The following is a 16,293-nucleotide window of genomic DNA, read 5'->3' as shown; positions in this document are numbered from 1 at the left end:
TTTACAGTTCCTTAGTCGTGACCTCTATGTCCGTGAAAGGATTTTTTACGGCGATCTGGAAATTGTCCTCGTAAATGATCTCGCCCGGCACATCGTCCGTCTCGGAAAGATAGAGCTGTACTCCGTACTTGCTGCACATGTCGCGGTAGAAGGTCATCTCTTTCCAGATGCGGTTTCCTTCTTCCGTATCCTTGAACCAGGTTATGGCGCCTTCCGGATTGTCCTTTTCGTAGAAAGGCGGAACGGGGAGGACCTCTTCGAAATATTCACGGTTCTTCCAGTATTCCTTTTCCTCTTCTTCCGTGAGGGTCTTGCTGTCAACGAGCTTCCCCACAGTGGTAAAGATACCCCTGGGCTGCTTTGTGCGGTACGCGATGTCCGCGGTATGTACTCTGTAATATTTCTTCATGGAAAAAAGTGTAACGCATTTGGGCTGTATTTCAAAGTCGAATAAGAATACCTAGTAAATTAATAGTAAACAATGCAAATATACCCTGCACGCTCTGCTCAGGGTGGTATAATGCTCTTAAATTATTTTTATATTAGGGGTAATACCGTGGATTATAAGAATTTCGTCGATAGCTTTAAACGCGTGGCTTGCGTTATTTCCGTCGATCTGAAAGGCGAAAAGGGCGACGATTACAGATACCTTATCGTTGATGCCAATGAGGCATACAAGCGTACCGTCGTAAAGGACATTGCCGATTTCAAGACCGGTGTCCCTTATACCAGGTACATTATGAAGACCGCCAATTTCGAGAACCTCTGCGACACGTGCGTCACATCGAACGTGCCGATCCATACATATTTCGATATCGAACTCTACAACGCATGGATGGAAGTTTTCCTGATGCCCCTGGAGTCGGGCGATCCCGACATGGGAATGCTCCTTTTTTCCTACGAGATGAATCCCAAGGCCGACATCGACAAGCTCGCGGACATATCATCCGAGACTGCGACCAACGTTATCAAGACCTGCTTGAAGCTCCGTGAGACATCCGATTTCAGGGAATCAATGAAGTCGGTCATTAAGGATATCCGTCTGCAGTGCGGCTCGGCAAGATGCAGCGTCCTTCTTACGGACTACGAGAAGAGAGAATATTCTCTCCTGTGTGAAGATTACGACCCTGACGATCCGTCACAGGTTCCTTTGGAAGAGTTCCTTACCGAAGATTTCTACAGGGTAATTGAGACATGGCCGAGGCTCATTAATAAGAGCAACTGCTTCATTATCTCCAACGAGAAGGATATGGAGAACGCCTCCAAGATCGCTCCCGAGTGGATCGAATCCCTTAGATTTGCAGGCGTAAAGAGCATCGTAATATATCCTCTGAGATCGGACAACAAGACGATCGGCTATATCTGGGCAGGCAACTTCCCGGTGGACAAGACTCTCATGATCAAGGAGACTCTGGGTCTCACATCCTTCATCCTGTCGGCTGAGGTCGCTAACGACCAGAACGTCCGCAAGATGAAGATAATGAGCTCGACTGACCTCCTGACGGGCGTCTATAACCGTAACGCCATGAACAACCGCATCAGCGATGACGACAGCGGCAAGAAGGTAATCGCAAAGCCCTTCGGCGTATTCTTCATCGACGTCAACGGCCTCAAGACCATCAACGACACCAGGGGTCACGAGGCAGGCGATAACCTCTTAAAGGACGTCGCTTCGACTTTGAAGGAGTTAAAGGGAAGGAACGTTGAAGTCTACCGCGTCGGCGGAGACGAGTTCCTGATCATAGCGACGAAGACCAATCCTGCCGAATTCCTGAAGATGGAAGATATACTGAGAAAGAATTCCGAGCGTCCCAACAGGGCGCATTACGCAGTCGGCGCGTGCCACAGCGAGGAGGCCGAGGACATCAGAAAGGCGATGCAGAAGGCAGACGCCAGGATGTACGAAGTCAAGGAAGAGTACTACTCGAGACATCCCGAGTACGAATGGCATAACAAGCCTGTTTAATTTTTGCTTATGAAAAATAGGAAGATCACAACCGGAAAATCATTGTTCAGTGTTCTTACAGCTGTCATGACAATGTGTCTGCTCATGGCATCTTTCCCGATCCTTATCTCGGCAGATGACACCCATATCGTGTCTCCTGACTCGAAACTCGATGGCTGTACGGCTTTCCTTTACGACAACACGTCAGGTCTTCCCACATCAGAGGCTAATGCCATAGCCGAGACCTCTGACGGATTCATCTGGATCGGAAGCTACGGCGGTCTTATCAGATACGATGGCAACACGTTTGAGAGATACGATTCCACGACAGGAATCGCCAGCGTCGTAAGCCTTTTCGTAGATAAGGAAGACAGGCTTTGGATCGGCACAAACGACAGCGGCGCCGCAGTAATGGACAAGGTCGGAAACGTAACGATGTACGGCAAGGCTGACGGTCTCCCGTCTTCATCCGTAAGAGACTTTGCCGAAGATCCGAACGGCGATATCTACATCGCCACCACACAGGGCATTGCACTTGTACATCAGGACGGCACTTTGGCACTGTTGGACGATCCGCGTGTAAACGACCAATACATCAGGACGCTCGAGACAGGTCCTGACGGCATCACATATGCCCTCACGATGGACGGTGATATCTTCACTCTCACATACGGCAAGGTCGGAAATTTCTACGATGGTGAGGACGATCTCGGAGTAACCGACATCCATGCATTGTTTACGGATCCTGCTAATCCCGGCTACCTCTATCTTGGAACAAAGGGCTCCTGGCTCTGGTACGGCAGCCTTGAAGAGGGATTCCCCAAAAAGCAGCGCCTCAACATCAATCCTTTGGCATACGTCAACTCGATAAGACGTTTGGGAGACGATCTCTGGATCTGCGCCAACAACGGTATCGGTGTCTGGAGAGGCGGCGATGAGATCGAAATAATAGAGAACATCCCCATGAACTCCAACGTCGAGAGCGTAATTGCAGACTATCAGGGCAACCTGTGGTTCGCATCTTCGAGACAGGGCGTAATGAAGATCGTTCCGAACTACTTCACCAACGTTTTCGAGCGCTTCGACATTCCCGAGGCAGTAGTCAACTCCACATGCTATTTCGACGGTCTGCTCTTCATCGGTACGGACAGCGGACTTACCGTACTTGACGAAGAGGGAAAGGTAGCATCATTAAGGCTCAACTATTCCATGACCGCATCGGGCGACAGTCTGGGCTATCTCGATCTGGGAGCGATGTTAAGAGACATCAGGATCAGATCGATAATAAAGGACAGCAAGGACAGGCTGTGGTTCTCCACATTCAGTGACCTGGGTCTCGTCAGATACGATCACGGCAGCGTTACAACTTTCGGTATTGACGAAGGGATGCCCTCAAAGAGAGTCAGAGCGGTATACGAATGCTCCGACGGCTCGTTCCTGGTCGCCTGCACCGGCGGTCTGGCTGTCTTAAGGGACAACAAGATCGAGAAGGTCTACGGTTCCGAAGATGGCATCAACAACACCGAGCTCCTGACGGCAGTCGAAGGCAATAGCGGCGACAAGATAATCGGTACGGACGGAGACGGCATGTATGTGATAAGCGATTCAGGCATCAGTCACTTTGACACTTCAAACGGCCTGGCGTCAGACGTTATCTTGAGGATCAAGAAGGACAACAAGCGCAATATGTACTGGATCGTCACGAGTAACTCGATAGCTTACATGACGTCTGATTACGAGATAAACACGATAAGGAATTTCCCGTTCTCGAATAACTTCGACCTCTACGAGAATTCCAAGGAAGAAATGTGGGTCCTGAGCAGCAACGGTATCTATGTAATCAAGGCAGAAGACCTCATCGCTAACGGCGTTATCGAGCCGGTCTTCTACGGAATAGACAACGGCCTTCCCGTAATCGCCACATCCAACTCCTACAGCTGCGTCACACCTGAAGGCGTCCTCTATATGGCAGGTTCCACCGGCATAGCCGAGGTCAACATCGAAAAGCCTTTCGAGGCGGTCGAGCACATCAGGGTATCGGTCCCTTATATCGATGCGGACGGCGTAAAATACTATCCGGACGATAACGGTGTCATTACTGTCCCCAATGACGTAAAGAAGATCACGGTCTATCCTTACATCTGCTCGCACACTCTCATGAACCCGATGGTCTCATACACGCTCGTCGGATTCAGTACCGAGCCCACAACGCTCAAGAGGACCGAGCTCTCGCCAGTCGACTTCACAAACCTCAAGGGCGGAACCTATGATTTCAAGATGTCCATATCGGACGTAATGGGACAGGGCACCAACGAATATTCGATCACGATCGTAAAGCAGAAGGCCATCTATGAATATGCCTGGTTCTTTATCCTCGTGGGTCTTGGAGTGCTCCTTGTCATCGCGCTGGCCGTATATTTATATGTCCGCAAGAAGACCAAGTCGCTCTTAAAGAAACAGGAAGAAAACAGGATCCTCATCAGGGAGATCGTCGAAGCCTTCGCGAAAACGATCGATATGAAGGACAACTACACCAACGGCCACTCCAAGAGAGTTGCCGAATATACCGCCATGCTCACGCGTGAGCTGGGCTACAACGAAGAGACCGTCGAGAAGTACTACAACATCGCACTCCTCCACGACATCGGTAAGATAGGTGTTCCTGCACAGGTTTTGAATAAGCCCGGCAAGCTCGACGATGACGAGTTCAAGACGATCAAGTCGCACACGGTCCTCGGCTATAACGTATTGAAGGACATCAGCATAATGCCCGAGCTTTCCGTAGGCGCCGAAGCACACCACGAGAGACCTGACGGCAAGGGTTATCCTAACGGTCTCAAGGGCGACGAGATCCCGCGCGTTGCACAGATCATCGGTGTCGCCGATGCATTCGACGCTATGTATTCCAACCGTCCTTACAGGAACAGGATGAACTTCGAGAAGGTCGTATCGATAATCCAGGGAGCATCCGGCACGCAGCTCACCGCTGACGTCGTTGACGCATTCTTAAGAATAGTCGAGCGCGGAGGATTCAGAGATCCCGAAGACCACGGAGGCGGTACCACCGAAGATATCGACAACATCCATAAGAGGTTCGATAAGGAACAGAAGGAAAAAGAGAAGGAAGAAAGAAAAGAGGGAAGCAAAGAAGCGGATAATAAAGAAGCTGATAAAGCGGAAGTTAAAGAAGAGATTAAAGAAGTAAGTACAGAAGAAAATAAGTTAGTCAGTAAAGAAGATAATAAGGAACCGGATAAGAACGAAAGCAAAGAATAAATGAGGCTATAACTTGCTTAACACATTACGTGTAGTATAATCATTTATGAAAGAGGTGCTACCCATTAGACGGTTACCTCAGTTTTTGATCAATTAAATGACCGCGACTTTTGGTGAAGGGCGGTCATTTTTTTATGTACTCAATGATTAATCCTACGATTATCGCAATTGCAGTAAAAACCACAATAAGAATTTCATATGGAGTCATATCGCACCACCTCCTCTCTCTTAAGAGGAATGGAGGTAACCGCCTGTGTCACATGGGTAACACCCAACAAAAATTATACTTCGCTCTGTGAAGAATCGGTATAAAGAACGTATTCCAAAAGCGTGAATTTATGGTGAATTCAGGCTAATAAAATGCATTTTCAGATCCCTATTTCTCTGTCGGTTTTCTTTAGAGATTTGTCTCATTTTCTTGTCGGTTTTTGTCTGATTTGTTTCCTTTTGTCGTTTTTGTATTTATTCCTGAAAAAGTATCTGAAAATCTACAAAAACCGACAAGAACCGACAAGGTTTTGCGACAAGCAAATAGAGTCCTGAGGGTACTGTTTTCAGCCGCGCTTCTCTGTATTCTCAAAGCGTATTGTTCTCATACAGAGAAAGTACGCCGTATATGGTACTTCTGCCTTTATACTGAAAAGGTATAAAGAGGTCGAGGAGGTTTGCCATGGCTGCATTTGACAGGATCTTGAGCGGTATCCCCGAGATGGATAAGGCGTTCGATAACATAAGGCTCGGTGACAACGTCGTATGGCGTGTGTCGGACTTGAGTCAGTTCAGGCTGTTCATGGAGCCTTGCGTTGAACAGGCGATAAAGGATAAGCGAAACATCATATACTTCAGGTTCGCGAGCCACGAACCTCTCATAGAGGACAGGCCTGAAGTAAAGACGGTGACGATCCCGCTTTCGCACAGGTTCGAGACTTTCACGGTCGACATCCACAACGTGATAGAGAAGGAAGGCTTTGACGCGTTCTATGTTTTCGACTGCTTATCAGAACTCCAGACGGCATGGGCGACGGACCTTATGATGGGCAACTTCTTCAAGGTAACGTGCCCGTTCCTTTTCATATTGGATACCGTAGCTTTCTTCCCGATCATAAGGGGAAGGCATTCTTCTGACGCGATCAATAAGATACTCAATACGACGCAGCTTTTCATAGATGTTTATTCCGATAACAGGAATATCTACGTAAGGCCGGAGAAGGTGTGGAACAGGAATTCGGACACGATGTTCCTGCCACACACTTATGAGCCTGACACGGGGAAGTTCCAGCCGATCTTGGACGGCGTAAAGTCAAGCAGATTCTATCAGACGCTGGGACTTGCACAGAGGTCATCGGAAGAGCAGTTCCAGGATTCGTGGGACAGGTTCTTCAACCGCACGAAGATACTTCACGAGAGCGAAGCGGACATCACCGAGGAGTGCTCGAGGATGTGCAACATCATGATGACCAGGGATGAGAAGATGCGCGAGATGGTCAAGAGGAATTTCACTCCCGAGGATTATTTCGCGGTAAGGGATCACATGATAGGCACCGGCATGATCGGAGGCAAGTCCTGCGGCATGCTCCTTGCAAGGGCGATAATCAGGAACAGGGAGCCGGACATTGCGGATTACTTAGAGCCCCACGATTCGTTCTATGTGGGTTCTGACCTCTACTACACATATATCGTCGACAACGGACTCTGGGACCTTAGGATAAAGCAGAGGACTGACGAAGGCTATTTCGCGCTCGCGCAGGAATTCGCCGACAAGATCATGGAAGGCGAGTTCTCGGCGATCATGAGAGAGCAGTTCATGCGCATCATCAAATACTACGGCCAGGACCCTTACATCATAAGGTCGAGCAGTATCCTGGAAGACGGCTTCGGCAATGCTTTCGCGGGCAAATACGAATCGGTCTTCTGCGTGAACAGAGGGTCTCTGGAAGAGCGCCTTGTAGAGTTCGAAAACGCGATAAAGACCGTTTACGCGAGTTCCATGAGTCTTTCCGCTCTGGACTACAGAAAGAGAAGAGGCCTCGATAAAAGGGACGAGCAGATGGCCCTCCTGATACAGCGCGTTTCGGGCTCTTATTACGGCTCGTACTACATGCCGTGCGCAGCGGGCGTCGGCTATTCATACAGCCCTTACAGGGTTATGAAGGATTCGGACCCCACGGCGGGAATGCTAAGGCTCGTAATGGGATTAGGCACTTCCGCGGTCGACAGGACCGAAGGATCGTACCCTAGGATCGTAAACCTCGACAGACCGGAGCGCTCTTCCTATTCGTCATCAGCCGACAAGCACAAGTTCTCACAGGGCAAGGCCGAAGTCATTAACATGTCTTCGCACACTCTCGAAAAACTGTCTTACGAGGCGCTTGAGAAAGACATACCGGTATATCTGGGGAACGTCCTTCTGGAGCACGATTACGAGGCCGAGTCGCGCTTAAGGGAGATGGGGAGGCCGAGGCAGATCAGGTTCATCTCGTGCAAAGGGCTTGTCGAGAACAAGCAGCTGATGGAGCAGATGAAGCGGATGTTAAGATGCATCCAGGACGAATACGACTATCCCGTCGACACTGAGTTCACCATAAACATCTCCGACAACGGCGACTACTCCGTCGACCTTTTGCAGTGCCGCCCGCTGCAGATTCAAAAGACATCTTCCGGTACGGTAATACCCGAAGGCATTGAGGAAGAAAAGATCCTTCTGGAGAGCAGAGGATCTTCGATGGGTCTTTCGAAAGCCTCCGAACTCGACATCGTCGTTTTTGTCGATCCGGTCAGATACTACAACATGCCGTACAAGGACAAGCCGGCGGTCGCAAGACTCATCGGCAAGCTCAACTGGCATTTCAGAGACCAATGTAAGCACATGATGCTTATTGTTCCAGGCAGGGTCGGCACGACATCCCCTGAGCTTGGCGTGCCGACTTCTTTTGCCGACATCAGTGCTTTCGAGATAATTTGCGAGACGGAAGAATCGAGAGCCGGATATAACCCCGAGCTTTCATACGGAAGCCACATCTTCCAGGATCTTGTCGAAGCCGAGATCCTCTATACGGCCGTCTTCAATAACAGCAAGACACTGCATTTCCACCCCGAAAAACTTGAGAGCTGCCCCGACCTCACAGGTGAATTCACCGAAGAGCAGGATCTCAAGGACATCGTCCATGTCTACGACGTTTCGGGCAGGGGATGCAAGGTCTATAACGACATAGCCGACGAGCACCTGGTGATCACATGCTGAAGAATACTGACTGCAGATGGACTGACGGAAACGACGGGGATTTCAAACGGTTCTACTTAAAGACCGAGGAGTTCTACAGCAGTATCGTCGGAGGCGTTGAGAACAGAAGGGATTTTGTTCCGTATAACATCTCGGAGAGCATCACCAAAGTGCTGATAGTGTCTGTGGACGGTGTGCCTGTCGCATGCGCCGGCATCAAGCCGTATTCGGACATCGAAGTCGAGATCAAGCGCGTCTGGGTCGACCCCGAATACAGGGGCAGGCACATAGCCGAGGACATGATGAAAAAGATCGAGGGCAGGGCAAAGACCATCGGGTTCAAGAGAGCTATCCTGCAGACCAGGCCCCAGATGGAAGCTGCCGTCAGCCTGTACTTAAAGCTCGGCTATAAGCTCATAGACAACTATCCGCCTTATGACAGGCTCGACGGGGCCATCTGTTTCGCGAAGGACCTGTAAGGAAAACCTCATAATCGTATTCTCTGCATCTATTGTTATAATAGAAAAACTAAATGCTCAGGGGGAATACGGAATGATACTTTCGGACAAGACGATACTTAAGATGCTTGAGGAGAAGACTCTTACTATAGAGCCTCTGACTAAAGAACAGATACAGCCCGCGAGTGTCGACATCCGTCTTGGCAACACTTTCAGCGTTGTCGACGATACGCCTTCGAGCGTAATCACTCTGGAAAACGAGATCAAATACAAGTCCATAACCACGGATACCTATCTGATAATGCCGGGGCAGTTCGTCCTTGCAACGACGATGGAATATTTCGAGCTGCCCGACGACCTTACGGCATTTGTCGAGGGCAGGAGCTCTCTTGGCAGGATGGGCCTTTTCATCCAGAATGCGGGATGGGTCGATCCGGGATTCAAGGGCGAGATAACGCTCGAACTCTACAATGCCAACAGGTGCGCCATAGAACTCAAGGCCGGAAGAAGAGTCGGCCAGCTGGTTTTCGCAAAGCTCGATGAGCATGCGCTCAACCCCTACGACGGAAAGTACCAGGGTCAGCGCGGCGCCACGGGATCAAGAGTCTTCAGGGACAGCGAGAACGCGTAAGTTAAAGGGCCGGCATGGGACAGGCACAGGACTACAGGCGGAATTCTCTGGATTTCTGGAACGGCATACATAAGGAATACGAGCGCGGGTCGATAAAGACCGACGACTGGCTCGTAAGGTTCGACGACATACTTGAGAACGTTTCAAGGCCTGTGCTCGATCTCGGGTGCGGCGGCGGGAACGACACGCTCTATCTTCTGTCGAAAGGGCTGCGCGTCATTCCGTGCGACCAGTCGGAGAACGCGATATCGAACATCAGGAAGAATTTCCCGGAGATAGAAGACGCGAGAGTATTCAACATGCTCGACGGTCTTCCTTTCGATGACGGGGCATTCGATGCGGTGGTGGCGGACCTCTGCCTGCATTATTTCGGTGAAGAGGACACAAAGAGGATCATCGCCGACATAAGCCGCGTGCTCACTCCGGGCGGGCATCTGTTCTTCCGCGTGAACTCCGTAAATGACGTAAATCACGGCGCGGGGCAGGGAATAGAACTCGAGCACCACGTGTACGAATCCGAAGAGAAGATGATGAAGCGGTTCTTCGACGAGGACAACATCAGATATTTCTTTAAGGATTTTGAGATACTTTATCTCCACGAAGAGGTCATGAAAAGGTATAATCTTGAGAAGAGACTATTCAGGGGATGCGTGAGGAAACCATGGAATCGATAACCAAGCCGTCGAAAGAGACCGGAACAAAGATTGCCATATATGTGGTCGCGATAGTTGTCGCGATCGTTATCCTGATGCCGTTCATCATCATCCTCAAGGATTCATGGGGCCCCACATATGTCTATGTTCAGGGGCCGGGCGGCCATTGGGAGGCGCATGAGCTCCAGGGAGCTTTCTTAGGCTGGAATAACGTCAACGATTTTCTGGAATCACAGATATTCACTGGTTTAAAGAATTCATTCATAATCGGCGTCTGCAGCACAGCTCTTACGCTCTATTTCTCGGCGCTCACGGCATATGCGATCGTCGCTTACGACTGGAGGCTCAGGGAAGTATTCAACAAGTTTGTGCTCGCCGTCATGATGATCCCCACGACGATCTCGTCGATCGGCTTCGTCCAGATGATCTACAAGATGCACATGACAAACAAGCTCATCATGTTCATCCTGCCTGCGATTGCGGCGCCTGTCACGGTATTCTTCATGAGGCAGTATCTGCAGGCCACGGATCTCTCGGAGATAATCCAGTCGGCAAGGCTCGACGGCGCGGGAGAGTTCAGGATCTTCAACACGATCGTGCTTCCGTTAATGAAGCCGGCATTCGCCACGCAGGGCATACTCGCATTCGTTGCGAGCTGGAACAACCTCTTCGTACCCATGGTCGTCCTTACGGAACCCGCCAAGATGACCATCCCGATCTTGGTACGGAACACTGCGGATTATAAGATAATACTGTTCTGCTGTCTGCCGCCAATGGTCATATATCTGCTGCTGTCCAAGCACATAGTCGACGGCATTACGCTGGGCGGCGTCAAGAATTAAACTGCTTCCCCGTGTAAGAAACGGTTAAGGATTGCACAAGGTCTGTGTAAAGATTCCTTTTGCGCTCATCTGTATATTGAATGCAGAAGAAAGCGAAAAGGAGTCTTTTATGTTTTTTAAGGAAAAGCGTGTATCAAGTTCTGTCATCATCTTCATCATCTGCCTCATAGTCCACGCGGCAGAGGTCTTCTTTCTGAGAACTGACGAGACCGTGTTTGCGGAGTGCTTCGTCAACAAGGTCTTCGGCATCGTTGTACTCTTCGTGCTCCTGGCGCTTTTGAAGATGAAGTGGAGCGACATCGGCTTTAAGGCCGCGCGTTTTCTGCCTGACTGCCTCAAGGGTTTTCTCATCTGCGCGGTCTTCTATACGATCGGATTTGGCGCCGAGTTCATCGCGCTTGCCGTACAGGGCAATCCCGGTCACATGGAGTTCTTCGTGACGGGCTTCTCTCTTACGGGCGACGTGAATAAGCAGACGGGTGTGCTTTTCGTCCTCATGTGCATCTTCTTCAACATCATAAACGTGTGGATGGAAGAGGGGCTCTTCAGGGGCTTTTACATCACTTATCTTAAAGAGAAGATCGGTCCTAAGGGCGCGCTCTTCCTCGCGGCACTCCTGTTCGGCATTTGGCATCTGGTAACACCCTTAAGGAGCGTTATCGACGGTCAGATGACCATCCCCGAGTTCGCCGTAATGAGCATCGGCTATGTCGTTCTCTCGGCTCTCATGGGCATCAAGTGGGGCATGCTCTACGAGCAGTCCGGCTCGGTATGGATCGGGCTTGCCGACCATTTCTTCAACAACTGCGTTGTAACGAATCTCCTGCACGTTGTCACGGAGACTGGCGTCGACGAGAACCAGATAATGCGCGTGCTGATCGGCGAGCTGACATCTTTCGTTGCTGTCGTCATATATGTGAGGCTGAAGAAGGCGAAGGTCGCAAAGTGCGCGCTTGCTTAAGAGGTGATGTGTTCTTAACGGGATAAAATGTTAGAACAACAGTAAGGTTTGACAGGGGTAAATGGTCACTATATAATCAATTTAAATCAGGTGACTGATTTGGGCTGGTCGTAAGACCCTGGTCCACCAAGCTGCGGGGGAATCCCCCGCTTTTTCTTTTTGGAGCAAAGAATGGCAAAAAGGGTTCTCAGTTGTTTTATTGATGAGAGCGGTGATTTTGGTCCCTATGAGGCTCATTCGCCGTACTATTATGTTGCCATTGTTCTGCATGACCAAAGTGATGATATTTCCGATAAAATAGCCGGACTTAATCAGCGTGCTGCGAATGAGGGTTTTTCTGATTGTTTGGAAAAATCATCGGCTGCAACATTTTCCTTTACTTGTCTGTATTAATGGTATCAGAAGGTCATACCATGTTCGGAAAAGGAGAGGAATCATGAGCAAAGCAGTGAAGGTTATAATGACGGTTACGGGAATAGTCGCTTTGGTTGCAATCGCAATTGTCGTGTTCACGGTGCCGTATGTGAATACCACGGCAAAGGTCGTTAACTCGGCACATTATGCCAGCATTGAGGCAGAGGGATTAATGGATAGTGACTATCACACACCCGAGCTCTCAGGCACAGTTAACGAGAGTCTTACGCTCAGCTTCTTTGCCGGCGGTGAAGAGTACACCGTCAACTGTCATATCTCGGCCCCCTATGCCAACAACTACGGGCTGCATAATCCCGGCAGCTATGTCGAGATCGTCTATAATCCGTTCTTTCCGGACAAGAGCGTAAAGGTGATCTGAGGTATCGAAATTTAGGAAAAATACTCTATTTCGATACCTCGCGAAAAGCGAAAGTATCGAAATTCAGGTAAAGCAATCCATTTCGATACCTGCCAAAGACTCCATGAATGGCGATTTTATCCCAAAACATGAATTTTTGCCTCCGCGGGATAATTTTAAGAGGTGAAATTATCCCAAAAGTTCAAGAATGCTTCGCTTGGGATAATTTGCGGTTCGTTTTTTATCCTAAACTGTCAGAAAACCTCATCTTGGGATAATTTCGAGCTCCATTTTTATCCCAAAGTCTCGAAAAACTTCCCGATGGGATAATTTCAGCCTGAGGTATCGTTTTTCGGGAAAAGAATTCAAAAACGATATCAGCCGGAGGGTCAAGATATCGTTTTCCAGGAAAAGTTTTCAAAAACGATATCAGCTGGAGGGTCAAGATATCGTTTTCCAGGAAAAGAATTCAAAAACGATATCAGCCGAAGGGTCAAGGTATCGTTTTCCGGGAAAAGTTTTCAAAAACGATATCAGCCGGAAGGTCAAGGTATCGTTTTTCAGGAAAACTTCTCATTTACGATACCTTTCAAAAGTCCAAGGTATCGAGATTTAGAATAAGACTTCATTTTCGATACCTTCTGGAAAGCCAAGGTGTCAAAATCCAGGAATATTTCTTATTATCGATACCTCGCGAAAAGCAAAAGTATCGAAATACAGGTAAAGCAATCTATTTCGATACCTGCCCATTCACAAACCAAAACAAAAGCAGTCTCAAAAGCTATACGCATCTTGAGACTGCTTTTTTAATTATCCAAACTAAACAGCAAGCTTATACCGCGGTGTTCTCTCCCTGCGGCAGACGCGTGCCTGCCTTGAAAGCCATCACGCAGATATAGATCGGGCTGATGAGGCCGAAGAGATAGCCTGAGAGAATGAGCAGGTCATTAATGTTGGTCAGATCACTGATAAGGGAAGGGTCTCTCAGCAGCTGCAGCGAGAAGATGATGAGTATGAGGCTTGTGATGACCTTGTAAACGAGATTGATCGTGAGGATGATCCAGTAGTGGGGAATCACCTTTTCGCTGTCCCTGTGCTTGCGGAATATGAGGATCAGGATGAGCGAAGAAGCAACCGCCGTTACGAGCGAATTGATGGTGCCGGTCATGAGTATCCATGCCTGAAGGCTCTCGAAGCCAACGCCGACCGCTTTGAGCAGGAGTACACGGACTAAAGTGCTTGCGAGCGGTGCCAGCACTTCGATTATGAGCAGCGGAATATAGATGAGCTTCTTGCCATAATTCTTATGGATGAATATGCACATGCAGAGCGTCGAAATAAATGCGACGCAGAAACTGACGATTGAAGATCCTGTGGTGACTTTCGAATACATCTCGACCGAGCCTGCCATCAGGGCTCCCGACCTTGCGAATGTCATCATGCCGCCCAAAGAGCTGACGATGATGCCGATGCCAAATACCTTTGTTGACTTGGGCTTTGCCGTGAGGATGAGTATGCCGAGCACTATCTGGCCGATCGAGCCCAGGAGCGGCAGGAACCTGGCTATCTTGAAAATAAGTATGAGCAAAGAATCCATATATTAATCCCCCTTGGTTAATTCCTGATTGAGGATTATACCACTACTTCGGCTGAACTGCGTGCAGAGCCGGGGAAGCTGCTTACAGATGTGCACCCATGCCGCACACCGGGCTATCGAGCCGCCTTTACCCCTTTACTATCGCCTGAGCCCTTGCCAGCGCGTCGTCGATGTGCGCGCAGAAGTTGTCGCTGCCGAGCTTCTTGTCAAATCCCGCCTTGCAGATGACCTTCATGGGCTGCTCGTTGACGTGCGACATGATGAGCTGAACGCCTCTGGCTTTGCAGTCGTCGTAGAGGAGTTCAAGGTTGCGCATTGCGGTCGCGTCGATCGTGCTGACGCTCCTCATCCTGAGGACAAGCGCCTTGGTGTCTTCCTTGGGCGATATCTGAAGGATCTTTCCGGCTGAAGCGAAGAACATCGGGCCGGAGATCTCATATACGATGGTGTGCTCGGGCAGCACGCGCAGATCCATCGAGTCGGGGTCGTTCTCGGGATCGAAATCCTTCCATCCTTCAACCTGCGTAACCTCGCTCATCCTGTGCATGAAGAGGACTGCAGCGAGGAGCACGCCTACTTCAATTGCAACGACGAGGTCGAAGATGACCGTGAGCGCGAAAGTGATGACGAGCACTGTGATGTCGCTCTTGGGCGAACTCTTAATGAGCTTGACGAACCTGCGCCAGCCGCTCATGTTGTATGCGACCTGGAAGAGGATCGCAGCGATGCAGGGCATGGGGATGAGCTTTGCATAAGGCATCAGGAAAACGACCACGATGAGGAGCGTTACCGAGTGGACCATGCCGGCGATCGGTGTGCGTCCGCCGTTCTTGATGTTTGCGGCAGTCCTTGCGATCGCGCCCGTTGCCGGGATACCGCCCAGGCATGCGGATGCGATGTTGCCGACGCCCTGAGCCACGAGTTCCATGTTGGGGCGGTGCTTTGAACCGATCATGCTGTCTGCGACAACTGCCGAAAGGAGTGACTCAACGCCTGCGAGGAATGCGATCGTGACGGCGTTGGAGAGCTGTCCTTTTACTGCCTCGAAAGAGAACATCGAAAGGTTGATGCTTATCGGAGGGAGTCCTGCCTGTATGTCCTGAAAAGACTTGCCGATGGTGTTGACGTCAAGATGGAAGATCTCAACGATGGCCGCGGTTACGATTACTGCCACGAAAGAACCGGGGATCTTTTTGAAGATCATGGGCCAGACGATGAGGATCGCGAGCGCGATGGCTCCGATCATGACGGCCTGCCAGTTGATGGTAACGGCGTTGTTTATGAGAGCCATTATCTTTTCGGAAGTTTCGATGGGCTTCTCACCGTTCATGTAGGAGATACCCGTGAAGTCCTTGATCTGGCCGATGAAGAGCGTGACGGCGATACCTGCAGTAAAGCCCGTGGTGATCGGGTCGGGGATATATTTGAGGAGGCTTCCGAATCTGCAGAAACCCATGATTATGAGGATGATGCCCGCCATGATCGTCGCGATGATAAGACCTTCTGTGCCGTCCTTCATTACGATGCCCGCAACGATGGTCGCAAAGGCGGCCGTGGGTCCTGCGATCTGAACTCTGCTGCCGCCAAGGAATGATACGATGAATCCCGCAACGATCGCGGTGTAGATGCCCGCTTCGGGTCCGACTCCCGACGCGATCGCGAGTGCTATCGAAAGCGGCAGTGCGATTATCGCAACGATGATGCCGGCGACTATATCTTTTACGAGCTGTGAACCTGAGTAATTCTTCATTACCGAGAACAGCTTGGGCTTGAATTCTTTCATGGACCGATCCTCTATTCTTACTTCTGCTTTTAGACCAAAGTATTTTAGGAATAGAGGTGATTGTTAGCAATTAGCATTTTCACAAAAGAAGTACGGGAAGGAAAACGGGTGCATCAACAGAATAACGGAAACTGTCCTGATCACGAAAGTGACAA

General features: G+C 49.8%; 13 protein-coding genes. 10 read left to right on the top strand and 3 right to left on the bottom strand.

Annotated features, from left to right (window positions below):
• Nucleotide 1: 1 nt before the first annotated feature.
• Nucleotides 2-409 (bottom strand): hypothetical protein, encoded by a 408-nt coding sequence (locus BO18_RS21190; protein WP_034449487.1) that lies wholly within the window; start codon nt 407-409, stop codon nt 2-4.
• 147 nt (nt 410-556) lie between these two features.
• Between BO18_RS21190 and BO18_RS21185 the strand changes: the two genes are divergently transcribed.
• From BO18_RS21185 to BO18_RS21140, 10 genes are all read left to right on the top strand, one after another.
• Nucleotides 557-1,966 (top strand): sensor domain-containing diguanylate cyclase, encoded by a 1,410-nt coding sequence (locus tag BO18_RS21185; RefSeq protein ID WP_034449485.1) that lies wholly within the window; start codon nt 557-559, stop codon nt 1,964-1,966.
• A 9-nt stretch (nt 1,967-1,975) separates the two neighbouring features.
• Complete coding sequence (locus tag BO18_RS21180) at nt 1,976-5,221, top strand: HD domain-containing phosphohydrolase (protein ID WP_081861182.1); 3,246 nt, start codon at nt 1,976-1,978, stop codon at nt 5,219-5,221.
• Nucleotides 5,222-5,891: 670 nt separating this feature from the next.
• On the top strand, nt 5,892-8,462 hold the full coding sequence (locus BO18_RS21175; RefSeq protein ID WP_034449483.1) for a PEP/pyruvate-binding domain-containing protein: 2,571 nt from the start codon (nt 5,892-5,894) through the stop codon (nt 8,460-8,462).
• The gene (locus BO18_RS21170; RefSeq protein ID WP_051689028.1) at nt 8,456-8,920 is read left to right on the top strand and encodes a GNAT family N-acetyltransferase; all 465 of its coding nucleotides are present in this window, start codon (nt 8,456-8,458) and stop codon (nt 8,918-8,920) included. The genes BO18_RS21175 and BO18_RS21170 overlap by 7 nt, the downstream gene beginning before the upstream one ends.
• A 73-nt stretch (nt 8,921-8,993) precedes the next feature.
• The gene (gene dcd / locus BO18_RS21165; protein ID WP_034449481.1) at nt 8,994-9,530 is read left to right on the top strand and encodes a dCTP deaminase; all 537 of its coding nucleotides are present in this window, start codon (nt 8,994-8,996) and stop codon (nt 9,528-9,530) included.
• Between the two features lie 14 nt (nt 9,531-9,544).
• Nucleotides 9,545-10,204, top strand: a complete 660-nt coding sequence (locus BO18_RS21160; protein ID WP_051689027.1) for a class I SAM-dependent methyltransferase — start codon at nt 9,545-9,547, stop codon at nt 10,202-10,204.
• Nucleotides 10,192-11,025: a carbohydrate ABC transporter permease gene (locus BO18_RS21155; protein WP_034449479.1), complete on the top strand. Its 834-nt coding sequence runs from the start codon at nt 10,192-10,194 to the stop codon at nt 11,023-11,025. The genes BO18_RS21160 and BO18_RS21155 overlap by 13 nt, the downstream gene beginning before the upstream one ends.
• A gap of 109 nt (nt 11,026-11,134) precedes the next feature.
• A complete protein-coding gene (locus BO18_RS21150; RefSeq protein WP_034451518.1) occupies nt 11,135-11,986 on the top strand; it encodes a CPBP family intramembrane glutamic endopeptidase in 852 nt (283 codons plus the stop codon).
• 171 nt (nt 11,987-12,157) lie between these two features.
• Complete coding sequence (locus BO18_RS21145; RefSeq protein WP_034449477.1) at nt 12,158-12,379, top strand: DUF3800 domain-containing protein; 222 nt, start codon at nt 12,158-12,160, stop codon at nt 12,377-12,379.
• 43 nt (nt 12,380-12,422) lie between these two features.
• Nucleotides 12,423-12,779: a hypothetical protein gene (locus tag BO18_RS21140; RefSeq protein WP_034449476.1), complete on the top strand. Its 357-nt coding sequence runs from the start codon at nt 12,423-12,425 to the stop codon at nt 12,777-12,779.
• An 811-nt stretch (nt 12,780-13,590) separates the two neighbouring features.
• Here BO18_RS21140 and BO18_RS21135 read toward each other — a convergent pair.
• Complete coding sequence (locus tag BO18_RS21135; RefSeq protein WP_034449474.1) at nt 13,591-14,355, bottom strand: hypothetical protein; 765 nt, start codon at nt 14,353-14,355, stop codon at nt 13,591-13,593.
• A gap of 127 nt (nt 14,356-14,482) precedes the next feature.
• Nucleotides 14,483-16,138 carry a SulP family inorganic anion transporter gene (locus BO18_RS21130; protein ID WP_034449472.1) on the bottom strand — a complete coding sequence of 552 codons (1,656 nt, stop codon included), beginning with the start codon at nt 16,136-16,138 and terminating at the stop codon, nt 14,483-14,485.
• Between the last annotated feature and the right edge of the window lie 155 nt (nt 16,139-16,293).

The sequence above is a fragment of the Butyrivibrio sp. AE2032 genome (assembly GCF_000702965.1).
The sequence above is the reverse complement of the archived record's forward strand: the minus strand, read 5'-3'. Positions and strand labels throughout refer to the sequence as shown.